General features: G+C 71.6%; 11 protein-coding genes. 6 read left to right on the top strand and 5 right to left on the bottom strand.

What is annotated here, in order from left to right; genetic code table 11:
- Positions 1-133: 133 nt before the first annotated feature.
- Positions 134-1,624, top strand: coding sequence for a long-chain-fatty-acid--CoA ligase (locus OG230_RS25075; RefSeq protein ID WP_328905981.1), 1,491 nt, complete (start codon positions 134-136; stop codon positions 1,622-1,624).
- Between the two features lie 141 nt (positions 1,625-1,765).
- Positions 1,766-3,235, top strand: coding sequence for a carboxylesterase/lipase family protein (locus OG230_RS25070; RefSeq protein ID WP_328905980.1), 1,470 nt, complete (start codon positions 1,766-1,768; stop codon positions 3,233-3,235).
- Between the two features lie 56 nt (positions 3,236-3,291).
- On the opposite strand, the gene OG230_RS25065 is transcribed toward OG230_RS25070, so the two are convergent.
- Positions 3,292-3,507, bottom strand: coding sequence for an EF-hand domain-containing protein (locus OG230_RS25065; protein WP_328905979.1), 216 nt, complete (start codon positions 3,505-3,507; stop codon positions 3,292-3,294).
- A 142-nt stretch (positions 3,508-3,649) separates the two neighbouring features.
- Here OG230_RS25065 and OG230_RS25060 point away from each other — a divergent pair, with 142 nt between their 5' ends.
- The gene (locus OG230_RS25060; RefSeq protein ID WP_328905978.1) at positions 3,650-4,297 is read left to right on the top strand and encodes a GNAT family N-acetyltransferase; all 648 of its coding nucleotides are present in this window, start codon (positions 3,650-3,652) and stop codon (positions 4,295-4,297) included.
- Between the two features lie 379 nt (positions 4,298-4,676).
- On the opposite strand, the gene OG230_RS25055 is transcribed toward OG230_RS25060, so the two are convergent.
- From OG230_RS25055 to OG230_RS25040, 4 genes are all read right to left on the bottom strand, one after another.
- Positions 4,677-5,192: an ATP-binding protein gene (locus OG230_RS25055; protein ID WP_328905977.1), complete on the bottom strand. Its 516-nt coding sequence runs from the start codon at positions 5,190-5,192 to the stop codon at positions 4,677-4,679.
- 251 nt (positions 5,193-5,443) lie between these two features.
- Positions 5,444-6,211, bottom strand: a complete 768-nt coding sequence (locus OG230_RS25050; RefSeq protein WP_328905976.1) for an enoyl-CoA hydratase/isomerase family protein — start codon at positions 6,209-6,211, stop codon at positions 5,444-5,446.
- Between the two features lie 83 nt (positions 6,212-6,294).
- Positions 6,295-7,548 carry a L,D-transpeptidase gene (locus tag OG230_RS25045; RefSeq protein WP_328905975.1) on the bottom strand — a complete coding sequence of 418 codons (1,254 nt, stop codon included), beginning with the start codon at positions 7,546-7,548 and terminating at the stop codon, positions 6,295-6,297.
- Between the two features lie 197 nt (positions 7,549-7,745).
- The gene (locus OG230_RS25040; protein ID WP_328905974.1) at positions 7,746-8,972 is read right to left on the bottom strand and encodes a L,D-transpeptidase; all 1,227 of its coding nucleotides are present in this window, start codon (positions 8,970-8,972) and stop codon (positions 7,746-7,748) included.
- A 154-nt stretch (positions 8,973-9,126) separates the two neighbouring features.
- Between OG230_RS25040 and glgX the strand changes: the two genes are divergently transcribed.
- From glgX to OG230_RS25025, 3 genes are all read left to right on the top strand, one after another.
- On the top strand, positions 9,127-11,448 hold the full coding sequence (gene glgX / locus OG230_RS25035) for a glycogen debranching protein GlgX (RefSeq protein WP_443051366.1): 2,322 nt from the start codon (positions 9,127-9,129) through the stop codon (positions 11,446-11,448).
- A 103-nt stretch (positions 11,449-11,551) separates the two neighbouring features.
- A complete protein-coding gene (locus tag OG230_RS25030; RefSeq protein WP_328905973.1) occupies positions 11,552-13,381 on the top strand; it encodes an ABC transporter ATP-binding protein in 1,830 nt (609 codons plus the stop codon).
- Positions 13,378-15,243 carry an ABC transporter ATP-binding protein gene (locus OG230_RS25025; RefSeq protein ID WP_328905972.1) on the top strand — a complete coding sequence of 622 codons (1,866 nt, stop codon included), beginning with the start codon at positions 13,378-13,380 and terminating at the stop codon, positions 15,241-15,243. The genes OG230_RS25030 and OG230_RS25025 overlap by 4 nt, the downstream gene beginning before the upstream one ends.
- Positions 15,244-15,583: the final 340 nt, after the last annotated feature.

Here is a 15,583-nt window from a genome sequence, read left to right as displayed (position 1 = left end):
AGAAGCACAGGGCCGAGGCCACTGCCCAGGTGGGCGGGGTGGATGGTGGGCATCTGCACATGGCCGACGGGTGTGTCCGCGGCCGATCCTGAGGGACATCAGCCGTGTCAGCGAATGTCTCCCGGAGCGTGCCATGTCTCTCAGCGTCGCCACCGTCCTCGGTGAATCCGCCCGCCGGTACCCCGGCCGCATCGCCGCGGTCGACGGCGATGTGCGCCTGACCTACGGCGAGCTGTGGGCGCGCGCCCTGCGGTGCGCCGGGGCCCTGCGGGCCTCCGGCGTGAAGCCGGGCGACCGGGTGGCGCTGCTGCTGCCGAACTCGGCGGACTTCCTGCTCGCCTACTACGGGGCACTGGCCGCCGGGGCGACGGTGGTGCCGGTGCACGCGCTGCTCGTCGCGGACGAGGTGGCGTACGTCCTGCGGCACAGCGGCTCGGTGGCGCTGATCAGTTCGGGACCGTTGTGGCCGGTCGGCGAGGAGGCCGCGAGGGCGGCGGGGGTGCGGGCCCTGCACGGCGTGCCGGACGGTGAGCCCCTCCTCGCGCCGGAGCCCGCGGAGCCGGCGGACACGGCGGTGATCCTCTACACGAGCGGGACCACGGGCCGCCCCAAGGGGGCGCGGCTGACCCATCTCAACATCGTGCTCAACGCCTCCGTGATCACCCAGGACCTGCTGGACCTGCGCCCCGATGACGTGGTGCTGGGCTGTCTGCCGCTCTTCCACAGCTACGGACAGACCTGTGCGATGAACGCGACGCTGCGGGCCGGGGCGGCGCTCGTCCTGATGGGGCGCTTCACGGGACCGGCGGCGCTGGAGGCCATGGCCACGGAGGGCGTGAGCGTCTTCATGGGCGTACCGACGATGTACCACGCGCTGGTCGAGGCGGCGGCGCAGGAGGGAGCCGCGACGGCCGGGCCGACGCTGCGCGCGGCGGTGTCCGGCGGTGCGGCGCTGCCGGTGGCCGTCCTGGAGCGGTTCGAGGCCGCGTTCTCGACGCAGGTACTGGAGGGCTACGGCCTCACGGAGACCTCCCCCGTCGCGACGTTCAACCAGCCGCACACGGGCCGGCGTCCCGGCACGGTCGGGCATCCGGTGTGGGGCGTGGAGATCGGCATCGCGGACGCGGCCGCGGACGACGCGGTGCGGCTGCTGGCCGACGGGGAGACCGGTGAGGTCGTGGTGCGCGGGCACAACGTCTTCGCGGGCTATCTGGACGACCCGGAGGCCACGGCCGCGGCGGTCGTGGACGGCTGGTTCCGTACCGGGGATCTCGGGGTGCGGGACGCGGACGGCTTCCTGAGCATCGTCGACCGGAAGAAGGACCTGATCATCCGGGGCGGCTTCAACATCTATCCGCGCGAGGTCGAGGAGGTCCTCGTCCGGCATCCCGCGGTCTCCGAGGTCGCGGTGATCGGGGTGCCGGACGAGGCACGGGGGGAGGAGATCTGCGCGGTCGTGGTGGTGCGCCCGGACGCCGGGCCGGTCACGACGGACGAGCTGATCGCCTGGTCGCGCGAGCGGCTCGGCCGCCACAAGTACCCGCGGATCGTCCGCTTCACCGAGGAGCTGCCGCTCGGCCCGACCGGCAAGGTCCTCAAGCGGGCCCTGACCGCCACGTCCTGAACCCCCGACGGGAACAGCCGGGAGTACGCGCCCGTCCGCGGCGGATGGCCGGCCGCCCCCGGCCGTGATCTGCTGGTGCGCACGCGCGGCGTCACCCCGCCCGGCACCACGCCGTCCTCCCGCGAAAGGGCTGATGCGCACATGTCCGAGACCCGGGTGGGCATACCCCCGCAGGCCGCCACCGTCCACGGCACCGTGCGCGGCACGGTGGAGCACGGCGTGACGGTCTTCCGCGGCATTCCGTACGCCGCCCCGCCGGTGGGCGTCCGGCGCTTCCGGGCACCGGAGCCCCCGGAACCCTGGGAAGGGGTGCGGGACGCGGTCGAGTTCGGCCCGACGGCGCCCAAACGGGGGTACGCGCCCCCGCTGGACCGGCTGCTGCCGGACCCGGAGGTGGCGGGCGACGACTGCCTCTGCCTGAACGTGTGGACGCCGTCGGCCGGTGCCCGGGGGCTGCCCGTCCTCGTCTGGATCCACGGCGGTTCGCTGCTGCACGGCTCGTCGGCCGTGCCGCTCTACGACGGGGCCGCGTTCGCCCGGGACGGGGTGGTCCTCGTCTCGGTCAACTACCGCCTGGGCGTCGAGGGGTTCGGAGTCCTCCCGGACGCGCCCGACAACCGGGGGCTGCTCGACCAGCTCGCGGCCCTGGAGTGGGTCCGGGACAACATCGCGGCGTTCGGCGGCGATCCGCGGCGGGTGACGGTGGCCGGGGAGTCGGCGGGAGCCGTCAGCATCGGCGCGCTGCTCGCGGCGCCGCGGTCGGCGGGCCTGTTCCGGCGGGCGGTGCTCCAGAGCGGTATGCCCACGGCCGTCTCCCCCGAGGCCGGACGGCGTACGACGGAACTGATCGCGAAGCGTCTGGATGTCCCGGCGACGGCCGCCGCGCTGGCGGCGGTGGACCCGGAGGCGCTGCTGGACGCGCAGACCGCGGTGACGAGCGGAGGTTCCCCCCTGACCGGCGGGAACTCCTTCCAGATCGTGGTGGACGGCGCACTGCTGCCCCGCGATCCCGCCGACGCGCTGCGCGACGGTGCCGCTCACGGCGTCGACCTGCTGATGGGCGCGAACAGCGAGGAGTACCGGCTCTGGTTCGTGCCCAGCGGCCTGACCGAACGGCTGGGCAGGATCCGGCTGCGGCTGGCCCTGCTGAAGTTCAAGGTGCCGGCCGCCACGGCCCGCACGTACCGGGGCAACCGTCCCGGTTCCACTCCCGGCGAGCTGCTCGGCGCCCTCGCGACGGACCTGCTGCTGCGGGTCCCGCTCAACCGGCTGGCCGACAGCCGGGCCGGGGCCCGGGCCGCCACCCATGTCTACGAGTTCGGCTGGCCCTCTCCCGTACAGCGCCTCGGAGCCTGCCACGCCTTGGAGATCGGCTTCGTGTTCGACACCCTGGACCGGCCCGACGCGGTGGCCCTGACCGGTCCCGGCGCACCGCAGGAGCTGGCCGACGCGATGCACGGTGCGTGGGTACGGTTCGCGGCGTCCGGCGATCCGGGCTGGCCGGCCTGGGACGCGACCCGGCCGGTGATGACGTTCGGCCCCGGTGAGCCGTCGGTGGTCAGGGCCCCGCGCGAGGACGAACTGCGCGGCTGGGCCCCGTACCGCGGCTGACGGGGAGGCCCCGTCCGGCGGCCCCCCGGCCCTGCGGCCGGGGGTCCTCCAGGCGGTCAGCCCTTGTTCTGCGCCGCCCAGAACTCGTCGAAGGTGAGCAGGCCGTCACCGTTCGCGTCGTTCGAGTTGATGATCGCCTGCGCCACCGTCTCGGTGACGAACGGGTCGCCGAGCTGCGCCATCGCGCTCTTGTACTCGGTGGCCGTGATCAGACCGTCGCCGTTCTGGTCGAACCGGTCGAATGCCTTGCGTGCCGACTCGATGTCCGCCACTGTTCCGCCCCTTCGTAATGCGTCACTGACGGGAGTCAGATTATCGGGCGTATTCGGTGGCAGAAGCGGCGGCCATTAAACGATCATGCAGGCGGCGCCCTTCCGCGGGACGGGCGGAACGCGAGGCGAGGAGTCGACCGTCATGTCCGGTGCACTGGCAGACGTATTGGCGGCGGCGGCGCGGGGGACGTTCCCACCGCCCGACGGCTCCACGACCGTGGTCGGACAGCCGAGCGCGCGGGACGCCGGGGTGCTGGCGCTCACCGCGCACTCGGTGGTGTTCACCGACGAGGACCCGGAGTGGGTCCGGGCCACACTGGCCGCCACACCCGGCGACCCGCTGGCCGCGACGATGAATCCGTACTTCCTGAGCGCCCTGATGGCCCGGAGCGGGCGGGGCATGAACACCATCGACCTGCTGACGGTCGCCGACGCACTGCCGGGCGAACCTGAGCCCGGCCTGCGGGAGATCGCCGACCCGGAGCACCCGCGAGTGGTGCGGGCGATGAGGTACCGCGACGAGGTGCGCGTCTGGGCGGCGGACGGCGGGGTGGTGGTCCTGGGCCGCGGGGTCGCGGGGCGCTGGGAGGCCGGGATCGAGGTGGACGAGGCGGCGCGCGGCCGGCGTCTCGGTGAGCGCCTGGCCCTGGCCGCCCGGCATCTGGTGCCGGACGCGGTGGTGTGGGCCCAGCAGTCGCCGGGGAACGCCCGCAGCGTGCGTACGTTCCAGGCGGCCGGCTTCAGGGCGGTGGGAGCCGAGGCGCTCCTGAGTCGTCCACCGAGTGAATGATCAATGAATTAATCGACCGCCCCCATGCTTATGCACGAAAAGCCAGGCGGGTGACCCATCACACCTACGATTTACCTGCGAAATAGACCGGTAAGCCGAGATTGCCCGACTTGAGCCTTTGGCACCGAGGTCGCCCGTCTGCCATAGTCGATGACACGACCCCCATTGACCCGGGCCAGGTCGTCCAGAGCGGCCGTGAACACACCCCCCATTTCACGGCCCCCCATAGAAGCCCCCGCCGCGCCGCACAACGGCTGACCGGGGGCTTCTGTGCATCCGGAAGCGGCGGCGGACAGAGGCCGGGGGGCGAGCGGGACGGGCGGAGCCATGCGCGGGGAGGGCGGCCGAGCAGGGCGGGCGGAGCCATGTGCGGGACGCGTCAGCGGTCGGAGATCCGCATCTCGAACCAGGTGATCTTGCCGCGCGGTAAGAGGTCCACGCCCCACCGGTCGGAGAGCTTGTCGACGAGGAAGAGCCCCCGCCCGCTGACATCCATCTCCCGGACGGGCATCAGACAGGGCAGCCCGCGCGAGGGGTCACGGACTTCGATCCTGATCCAGCCCCGGCGGCGCAGCATCCGCAGACCGAAGACCCGGGCGCCGGTGTGCCGCACCGCGTTGCCGACGAGTTCCGAGACGAGCAGGACCGCGTGCTCGGCGATCAGCGGGGAGAGCGCCCACTGCCGCAGCACCACGCCCGAGGTGAGCCGGCGGGCGGTCGCGGCGGACTCCGGGAGCGAGGGCAACCGGACCTCGTCCTCCGTCGGATTCCCGAACAACTCCAGCGCCTTGAACGCCTGTTCGTCCTCAACGGTCGATGTCCAGCGTGCCGCGGTTGCGCTGCTGCGCGGTCGCGGCTGTTCCACACCCTCCAGGCCCGCCATGCCCACCATCATGGCCGCACGGGGAGGGTTCCGGGGCCGTTCCAGGGGAATCCCTACCCCGGAATCAACCATTCCGCAGGTGCGGGTAGGCATATGCCGCTGGCAGAATGCACCCCCATAGAGCCCATCTGAGCTGCGGAAACACCCTCCAGAACGGGATGTGCCAGGCCCGGCGGACCACTGGGCCTTAAGGTTCCCTTAAGGCCCAGCTAATCCGCCCGCACGGATGAACCCACGTCACTCTGTGCCCAACTGGCGTTCGGTCAGAGGAACTTGGCCTTGCCCGGGCCCTCCTCCACAAAGCTGCGCATTCCGCGCTCGCGGTCCTCGGTGGCGAACAGACCTGCGAACCAGTTGCGCTCGATCGTGAGCCCGGTGTCGATGTCCGTCTCCAGGCCCGCGTCCACGGACTCCTTGGCGGCCCGCAGCGCCAGCGCGGGCCCCTGGGCCAGTCGCGCGGCCCACGCGTGCGCCTGCTCGTACACCTCGGCCGCGGGAACCACCCGGTCCACCAGACCGATCGTCAGAGCCTCCGGCGCCTTCACATGACGGCCCGTGAAGATGAGGTCCTTGGCCCGCGACGGGCCGACCAGCCGGGCGAGGCGCTGGGTGCCGCCCGCGCCCGGGATCAGACCGAGCAGGATCTCCGGCTGGCCCAGCTTCGCGTTGTCCGCGGCGATCCGGAAGTCGGCGCAGAGCGCCAGCTCGCAGCCGCCGCCGAGCGCGTAACCGGTGATGGCGGCGACGACCGGCTTCGGGATGCGCGCGACGGCGGTGAAGGAGTCCTGGAGCGCCTTGGACCGCACGACCATGGCCGTGTGGTCCATGGCCTGCATCTCCTTGATGTCCGCGCCGGCGGCGAACACCTTCTCGCCGCCGTAGAGGATCACGGCGCGCACGTCGTCGCGGCGGGTGGCCTCCTCGGCCAGCTCGCGCAGGCGGTCCTGGGTGGCGACGTCCAGGGCGTTCATCGGCGGGCGGTCCAGCCGGATCGTGCCGACGTTGTCGCTTACTTCGAGGGTTACGGTCATGTGAGGCAGGTTAACCGGCGCTAACGACGGCGGGCCCGGTGCTGTTGGTCACAGCACCGGGCCCGCTCCGCCGACGTCCGGACCTACGCGGTCCACTCCGACCAGGGCATGTTCCAACCGTTGAGGCCGTTGTCCGGCTGGATCGTCTTGTCCTTGGAGTTCTTCACGACGACCACGTCGCCGATGAGGGACCTGTCGAAGAACCAGGCGGCCGGTGTCTGGCCGTCGTAACCGCCGCGCACATCGCGCAGACCGACGCAGCCGTGGCTGGTGTTGGTCGTGCCGAAGATGCCCGACCCGCCCCAGTAGTTGCCGTGGATGAACGTGCCCGAGGTGGAGAGACGCATCGCGTGCGGCACGTCCTTGATGTCGTACTCGCCGCCGAAGCCGACGGTGTCACCGTTCATCCGGGTCACCTTGAGCTTCTCGCTGATGACCATCTGACCGTTGTACGTGGTCGTCGCCGGGGCGCCCGCGGAGATCGGGATGTCCTTGATCTGCTTCCCGTCCCTGACCACCTTCATCCGGTGCGAGCTCGCGTCGACCGTGGAGACCTGGCTGCGGCCGATGGTGAACGACACCGTCTTGGCCTGCTTGCCGTAGACCCCCGGCCGCCCCTCGACGCCGTCGAGGCCGAGCTCCACGGTCACCTTGGTGCCCGCGGCCCAGTACTTCTCCGGACGGAAGTCGAGCCGGTCGTTGCCGAACCAGTGGCCCTCCACCTCGACGGCCGGTTCCGCCGTCACCCGGATCGCGTTCTCCACGGCGTCCGGGTCGGTGATCCCCCGGGTGAAGTGGATCGACACCGGCATGCCGACGCCGACGGTCGAACCGTCCTCCGGCGTGTACTGCCCAATGAAGGTGTTCTGCGGGACCAGCGTGGTGAACGTGGTGTCCTTCGCGGACTCACGCCCCTTGGCGTCCTTGGCGACCGCGTGCACGGCGTACTTCGTCGCCGCGGCGAGATGCCGGTCGGGAACCCAGCTCGCCCCGTCCGACGCGATCTTCCCCTCGACCTCGTTGCCCTTGGGGTCGGCGACCTTCACCGTGCTCAGCTTGCCCTGGGCGGCCGAGACCTTCAGCGCCCCGCTCGTCGCCACCGAGTCCGCGCCGTCCTCCGGAGCGATGGTCACCACCGCCTGCGAGGCGCTGGTGTCCGCGGCCTTCGGCCGGTCGTCCTTCCTGGGCTTGTTCCCCTCGTCGGCCGATCCCCCGCCGCAGGCCGTCACCAGCAACAGCAGCGCACCCAGAACCAGAGCCAGGGGGCCGGACGCCCCGCGCCCACGCCGTCCGCCACGCGCTCCGGCCGATGCCCCCCATATGGGCTGCCCGTTCAATGTGGTTGTCTCCCCTCGCACGGCCCGGCGACCCGCCGGTACCCGCACCCCCGCGCGCCGAACATGCGCGCCCGGCGCTAGATAATCACACCGGAAGCCGGGAGCACTCCCCTGCGCATGTCACCGTTCAGTCCCAACTTGTCCGGGGACATGCGCAGGTGGCGCGGGGTGCGGCGGGGCGGGGGAACGGCCGGGCGTCAGCGCAGCGCGGAGCCCGCCTTCCACGCCTTCCAGCCGAGGTTCCAGCCGCCGAGACCGTTGTCCGGTGCGACCTTCCTGTCCCGGGAGTTGACCACCTCGACCACGTCCCCGATGAGGGTCCGGTCGAAGAACCAGCCGCCCGGGGTCTCCCCGCTACCGCCCTTCGCGTCGCGCAGGCCGATGCAGCCGTGGCTGGTGTTGGAGGAGCCGAACGTGTCGTACGAGGCCCAGTAGTTGCCGTGCAGGAAGGTGCCGGACTCGGTGAGCCGGATGGCGTGCGGGACGTCCTTGATGTCGTACTCGCCGCCGAATCCGACCGTGCGCCCGTCCATCCGGGTCACCTCGTGCAACTCGGTGACCACCATCTTTCCGTTGTACGTGGTCGTCTTCGGCGCGCCCGCCGTGATCGGCACCGTGCTGAGCAGCTCGCCGTCGCGGCGTACCTCCATGGTGTGCTCGGCCGCGTCCACCAGGGACACCTGCGAACGGCCCACCGTGAAGCCGACCGTCTTCTGCTGACTGCCGTACACCCCGGGCGCGCCCTGCACATCGCGCAGCCCCACGTCGACGGTGACCTCGGTGCCCGGCTTCCAGTACGTCGCGGGGCGGAAGTCGAGGCGGTCCTTGCCGAACCAGTGGCCCACCACCTCGACCGCCGGCTCCGCGGTGACCCTGATGGCCTTCTCCACGGCCGCGCGGTTGCGGATGGGGCGGTTGAAGTCGAAGGAAACGATCATTCCGGTGCCGACCGTGGACCGGTTCTCCGGTTTGAAGTAGCCGATGAAGCGGTGCTCGGGGACGAGCGTGGTGAAGGTGGTGTTGCGCGCCGAGCGGCGGCCCGCGGCGTCGACGGCCACCGCCTCGATGCTGTACTTCGAGGCGAGGCCGAGCCGGCCGGTGCCGCCCAGCGGCTCCCAGGAGCGCCCGTCCTGCGAGATCCGGCCGGTCACCTCCTGCCGTTGCGCGTCCTCGATCCGGGTCACCCTCACCCGCTCCAGCCGCCCGTCGGGGACCTTCACCTCGATCCGGCTCTCCGAGTCGACGTCCTTGGCACCGTCCTGCGGGAGGATGCGGATCGCGTCGCGGGGAGTGCGTGGCTTGCCCTCGCCGATGAGCGGCGTTCCTTCGGTGCAGCCGGTCAGTACGGCCAGCACGGTGAGCAGTCCCGTCCATGCCGGCACGGCGGCCGAACCCGCCCGTGTCCTTTTCGCTACGTGGTTCACGCACCCCCAACGACCAGGGCCGCTCGGGGGAAACGTGAGTGCGGGCCCCGCCGTGGGCAGAACAGAGGGAAGGACCACATCGGGAAGGCCGCGGCCGGGACGCCGTGAGCTCCCTCGCCGGTGCCGGTCCGAACGAGCCGCGGGAGGCTGAGAGGTGTCGAGCGCAGCCGAGCAGGAGGACGTGCAGGAGTCGATCGGGAGGGTGGTGGAGGCGGAACCCGGGGGCCCGGGGTCCGACGGGATCCCCGAGGTCACGGGCGCCGGGGCGTCCCCCGCGCCCGGGGCGAACGGCCACCGCGCCGGGGCCGCCGCTCGCGGCGGGCCGCCCGCACCACCCGTCTGGCCGGGGGCGCCCATGCCGCTCGGCGCCCGCTTCCGGGTGGGACCCGACGGAGTGGCGGGGACCAACTTCGCGCTCTGGGCGGGCGGGGCGGAGTCGGTCGACCTCTGCCTCTTCGACGAGCGGGGCAACGAGACGCGCTGCCCGCTGACCGAACTGACCCACGAGATCTGGCACGGCTTCGTGCCGGGCGTCCGGCCCGGCACGCGCTACGGCTACCGGGTGCACGGCCGCTGGGACCCCTGGACCGGCGCCCGCTGGAACGCGGCGAAGCTGCTCCTGGACCCCTACGCACGGGCGGTGGACGGTTCCTTCACCCTGCCCTCCGAGGTGTACGGCCATGTGCGCGACTGGCCGCAGCAGCACGTCGCGGACACGGTGCGCGACGACCGGGACTCGGCCCCCTTCGTCCCCAAAGGAGTCGTGGTCCATGACGACGACGACTGGGTGGAGGACCGGCGCCCCAAGACGCCCTGGGCGGACTCCGTCATCTACGAACTCCACGTACGCGGCTTCACCAAGCTCCACCCGGACATCCCCCCGGAGCTGCGCGGTACGTACGCCGGTCTCGCGCATCCGGCGGCCGTCGGCCATCTGAAGCGGCTCGGTGTGACGGCGGTCGAGCTGCTGCCGGTGCACCAGTTCGCACACGAGGACCATCTGCTGCGGCGGGGGCTGCACAACTACTGGGGCTACAACTCCATCGGCTACTTCGCCCCGCACGCCGGCTACTCGGCGAGCGGCACGGCGGGCCAGCAGGTCGGCGAGTTCAAACGGATGGTGCGCGCGCTGCACGACGCCGGGATCGAGGTGATCCTCGACGTGGTCTACAACCACACGGCGGAGGCCGGCGAGCTGGGCCCGATGCTGTCGCTGCGCGGCATCGACAACCGCGGCTACTACCGGCTCCAGGCCGACGCCCGCAGGTACGCGGACTACACCGGCTGCGGCAACACCCTGCACGTGGTGCAGCCGCAGGTGCTGCGGCTGATCACCGACTCGCTGCGCTACTGGGTGACGGAGATGGGCGTCGACGGCTTCCGCTTCGACCTGGCGGCGGCGCTCGCCCGGTCGATGCACGACGTCGACATGCTCTCCCCGTTCCTCGCGGTGATCGCCCAGGACCCGGTGCTGCGCCGCGTCAAACTGATCGCCGAACCGTGGGACGTCGGCAACGGCGGCTACCAGGTGGGCGCGTTCCCCCCGCTGTGGACCGAGTGGAACGACCGCTACCGCGACGCCGTACGCGACTTCTGGCGCGGCGCCCTGCCCGATGTGAGAGACCTCGGCTACCGGCTGACCGGCTCCAGCGACCTGTACGCGTGGGGCGGCCGGCGGCCGTACGCCTCGGTCAACTTCGTCACGGCGCACGACGGCTTCACCCTGCGCGATCTGGTCAGTTACGAGCAGAAGCACAACGAGGCCAACGGCGAGGGCAACCGTGACGGCACGCACGACAACCGTGCCTGGAACGGCGGCGCCGAGGGCGAGACGGACGATCCCGGCATCAACGCGCTGCGCCGCCGCCAGCTGCGCAACCTCCTCACCACGCTGCTCCTGTCGACGGGCGTCCCGATGCTGGTGGCGGGCGACGAGATGGGACGTACGCAAGGGGGCAACAACAACGCCTACTGCCAGGACAACGAGGTCAGCTGGCTGGACTGGTCGCTGCTCGACCGGCCGGAGTGGCGCGGGCTGACCGAACTGACCGCCCGGGTGCTGGCCCTGCGCCACACCCATCCGGTGCTGCGGCGCCGGGCGTTCTTCTCGGGCCGCGCGCAGGCCCCGGACGGACTGCGTGACCTGGCGTGGTTCACCCGTGAGGGCAAGGAGATGACGGAGCAGGACTGGTACGCGCCGGCGGCGACACTCGGCCTGTATCTGTCGGGGCGGGACATCCCCGGCCGGGACGCCCGGGGCGAGCAGGTGACCGACGACAGCTTCCTGACGATCCTCCACGCGGGCGACCGGCCGACCGGCTTCACCCTGCCGGGACCGCCCTGGGCGGCCACGTACGAACTGCTCCTGGACACCTCGTCGGAGGACCAGTCCGCCGCTCCCGGGACGCTGCACCGGGGCGGCACGACCCTCACTGTTCCGGCGCGGGCGGTGCTGTTGCTGAAGGTGGGGGCGTGACGCACAGGGGCTGAAGGACACCCGTCGTGCGGTGGTGCGCGGACCGGATGCGGCGAGAAAAGGACATGAGGGATGTCAGTGGTGAACCGTAGGCTCGCTCCTGATGCCCGAAAAACTTGCAGAGCACACGGACCGGTCCGCCGTGCGCTCATTGCTGCGTCTGTGGCCCTACGTCCGTCCGGTACGCGTCCGGCTGTTCAGCGCGGCCCTCGTGGCGATCCTGGCCTCGTGCCTGGGACTCGTGATCCCGCTCGTACTGAAGTGGATGGTGGACGGTCCGGTCGCTGACCGCGACCCCGGCGGCGTATGGCTGGGAGCGCTGTTCCTGCTCCTCCTGGGGATAACCGAGGCGGTGCTCTTCGGTCTGCGGCGGTGGCTCGTGGCACGGCCGCTCGCGGGAGTCGAGGCGGCGATGCGCGCCGACCTCTACCGCCATCTGCAACGGCTTCCCGTGGCCTTCCACGACCGCTGGCCGTCGGGGCAGCTGCTCTCGCGCGGGACCACGGACCTGATGCTGCTGCGGATGTTCCTGGCCTTCCCGCTGACCTTCCTGCTGGTCAACGCGACCACGATCCTGGTCGGTTTCGTCATCCTGTTCGCCCAGGACTGGACGCTCGGCCTGGTCCTGCTCGCGCCCGCGGTGCCCCTGGTGATCATCTGCTCGCTGTTCGAGACGAAGTACTCCGTGGTGGCGCGCACGGCGCAGGACCAGGTGGGCGACCTGACGACGGTCGTCGAGGAGAGCGTCCTCGGCATCCGGATCGTCAAGGGCTTCGGCCGGCACCGCAGCCAGGCCCTGGCCTTCCGCGAGCTCTCGCAGCGGCTGCGCAGTACGGAACTGGGCAAGGCCCGGCTGCTCGCCGGGATCTGGGCCCTCATCACCGCCATCCCGGAGCTGGCGATCGGCGCGGCGCTGGTGCTCGGCACGATCCAGGTGGCGGACGGCGCGCTGTCGGCGGGCACGCTGGTGGCCTTCCTCTCGACGGCGCTGGCGCTGCGCTGGCCGGTGGAGTCGATCGGCTTCCTGCTGGCGATGAGCCAGGAGTCGGCGACGGCGACCGAGCGGTACTTCGAGGTCATGGACGTGGCGGAGGAGCTCGGCGCCGACGGGGACGGCGAGGGCCGCGAGGCCGACGGGTCCGGCATGGTCTTCGAAGGCGTCGAGTTCCGGTATCCCGACGCCGAGCCGGGCTCCGCGCCCGTGCTCGCGCGCATCGACCTGCGGATCCGCCCCGGCGAGACGATGGCCCTGGTGGGTGCGACGGGCTCGGGCAAGACGACGCTCACGGCTCTCGTACCGCGGCTGCACGAGGTCACGGCGGGCCGGATCACGCTGGACGGCGAGGACATCGCCCGCATGGCACGGCCGCGGCTGCGCGAGCTGGTGTCGGTGGCGTTCGAGGAGCCGACCCTCTTCTCGGCGACCGTCGGCGAGAACGTGCTGATGGGCGCCGAGGGAGCGGGCGAGGAGGAGCTGCGCCGCGCCCTCGCCGTCGCGCAGGCGGACTTCGTGTACGACCTTCCGCACGGCCTGGACACCGAGGTCGGCGAGCAGGGTCTCAGCCTCTCCGGCGGTCAGCGCCAGCGTCTCGCGCTGGCCCGCGCCGTCGTCGGCCGTCCCCGCTTCCTGGTGCTGGACGATCCGCTGTCCGCCCTGGACGTGCACACGGAGGCGCTCGTGGAGGCGGCGCTCCGCCGGGTGCTGGAGCGGACGACGGCGGTGGTGGTGGCGCACCGGCCGTCGACCGTGATGCTCGCGGACCGGGTGGCGCTGCTCTCCGACGGGCGGATCAGCGCCGTCGGTACGCACCAGGAACTGCTGCGCACCAACGCCGAATACGCCTGGCTGATGTCGGGCGCGGAGGAAGCGGAGGGCGCCACGGCTGCCCTGGAGAACGCGAACGCCACGTGCGAGGAGGGCAGCACCCGATGACCAGTACCACCACCGACGGACCCGCTCTGGCCGACGACGGCCTGCCCGGCGCGGAACGGGAGGCCCCGGCCGGTGACCCGTTCGACCGGGACGCCCTGCCCGCGCCGCGCGGCGCGACCCGGGCGCTGCTCGCCTCGCTGCTCCGTCCGCTGCGCGGCCGGGTCGGGGTGTCCGCGCTGTTCCTGGTGCTCCAGCAGGCCGCGGTCCAGGCGGGCCCGCTCCTGGTGGCGTACGCGATCGACAGGGGCGTACCGGCGTTCCGGGACGAGGACTACGGGCCGCTGATCGCCGTGGCCGTCGGGTACGCGCTCTGTTCGCTCGGGGCGGGCGTCCTCCAGTACGCGTTCATCCGGGCCTCGGCGCGGATCAACCAGGACGTCCTGCTCGATCTGCGCGGCCGGATCTTCCGTCACGCGCAGGCGCTGAGCGTGGACTTCCACGAGCGCTACACCTCCGGCCGGCTGATCTCCCGCTCCACCACGGATGTGGAATCCCTGCGGGAGCTGCTGAGCGAGGGGCTCCAGGAACTGATCGGCGTGATCCTTTCGTTCCTGTCCATCTCCCTGCTGCTGCTCTGGCTGGACCCCGCGATCGGATCGATCGCGGTGCTCTCCTTCGTACCGCTGTATCTGCTGGTGCGCCTCTACCAGCGGCGGGCGGCGCGGGCGTTCGCCGCCCGGTCGACGGCGATCGCCGCGGTCATCGTGAAGTTCGCGGAGACGATGAACGGCATCCGGCCGGTCCAGGCGTTCCGCCGCGAGCGGGTCAACGACGCGGACTTCTCCACGCTCAACCACCGTCACGAGCGGGCGAACGGCGACGCGATCCTGGAGATGGCGCGCTATGTCATCGGCTCCCGGCTGGTCGCCAACACGGCGGTGGCCGCGATGGTGCTGTGGGGCGCCTACCGCGTGGCGTCGGGGACGCTCGCCCTCGGCGTGCTGGCCGCGGCCGTGCTCTATCTGCGGCGGCTGTACGACCCGATCGACCGGCTCGGGATGTTCCTGAACTCCTACCAGTCCGCCGCCGCTTCGCTGGACAAGATCGCGGGTCTGCTCGCGCAGACGCCCACGGTCCCGGAGCCGGCCGCGCCCAAGGAACTCCCGGCCCTGACCGGTGACCAGCCGGGCCGCGAGGTCACCTTCGAGGGCGTGCGCTTCGCCTACCGCACGGGCGGCGAGATCCTGCCGCGCTTCGATCTGACGGTGCCGGCCGGGCAGACCGTCGCCGTGGTCGGTTCGACGGGCGCGGGGAAGTCGACGCTGGCGAAGCTGCTGGCCCGTTTCTACGATCCGACCGAGGGCCGGGTCCTGCTGGACGGCACCGATCTGCGGGACCTCGCCACGGCCGAACTGCGGCGGGGTGTCGTGATGGTGACCCAGGAGGCGTTCCTGTTCTCCGGGACGGTCGCCGAGAACATCGCGATCGGCCGGCCGGACGCGACGCCCGGGGAGATCGAGCGCGCGGCGAAGGCCATCGGCGCGCACGACTTCATCAGCAGCCTGCCCGACGGCTACGACACGGACGTACGGAAGCGGGGTGGCCGGATCTCCGCCGGTCAGCGCCAGCTGGTCGCCTTCGCCCGGGCCCTGCTCGCCGATCCTGCGGTGCTGATCCTGGACGAGGCGACGAGTTCGCTGGACATTCCGGGCGAACGGGCGGTGCAGCGTGCGATGGACACGGTGCTGCACGGCCGTACGGCGGTGGTCATCGCGCACCGGCTGTCGACGGTGGAGATCGCGGACCGGGTGCTGGTGATGGAGCACGGCCGGATCGTGGAGGACGGCGCTCCGGCCGAACTCATCGGTGGCACGGGCCGGTTCGCCGGGCTGCACCGCGCCTGGCGGGAGAGTCTGGCCTGAGCCGTACGCACCGACCGGAAGCCCCGAGGGACGGCGCGGAACGAGCCACACTCCGCGCCGTCTCAACAGGTGGTCATCGGCCGGAACCGCATGTGTCGTTCGAACACGCCGCGTGTGTTCCGAACCCCTCCTCGCCCTGGGATTACCGGCCCCGTCGAACTCCGGACGTCATCGCGGCAATGATCGGCGAAACGTCCGCTTAACGAACATGGCCCATCGGGCAACGGACGATTTCCGGCCAAGTTTTTGACGCGGTCCTGACAGGTGCACACATCTGCTGACACTCTTCACCCCGTTCTGCGCACCGCTTGCTCTGCCCGGATGGCTCACCCGGCCGCCC

Source organism: Streptomyces sp. NBC_00234 (assembly GCF_036195325.1).
Taxonomy (GTDB): domain Bacteria; phylum Actinomycetota; class Actinomycetes; order Streptomycetales; family Streptomycetaceae; genus Streptomyces.
This window is presented reverse-complemented; position numbering and strand designations above follow the sequence as displayed.

Bases quoted from the DNA above. Each gene is read 5' to 3' on its own strand.
- OG230_RS25075 (WP_328905981.1), top strand. From the start codon at position 134: ATGTCTCTCAGCGTCGCCACCGTCCTCGGTGAATCCGCCCGCCGGTAC.
- OG230_RS25050 (WP_328905976.1), bottom strand. From the start codon at position 6,211: ATGACCGTAACCCTCGAAGTAAGCGACAACGTCGGCACGATCCGGCTG.
- OG230_RS25055 (WP_328905977.1), bottom strand. From the start codon at position 5,192: ATGATGGTGGGCATGGCGGGCCTGGAGGGTGTGGAACAGCCGCGACCG.
- OG230_RS25025 (WP_328905972.1), top strand. From the start codon at position 13,378: ATGACCAGTACCACCACCGACGGACCCGCTCTGGCCGACGACGGCCTG.
- OG230_RS25070 (WP_328905980.1), top strand. From the start codon at position 1,766: ATGTCCGAGACCCGGGTGGGCATACCCCCGCAGGCCGCCACCGTCCAC.
- OG230_RS25060 (WP_328905978.1), top strand. From the start codon at position 3,650: ATGTCCGGTGCACTGGCAGACGTATTGGCGGCGGCGGCGCGGGGGACG.
- OG230_RS25030 (WP_328905973.1), top strand. From the start codon at position 11,552: ATGCCCGAAAAACTTGCAGAGCACACGGACCGGTCCGCCGTGCGCTCA.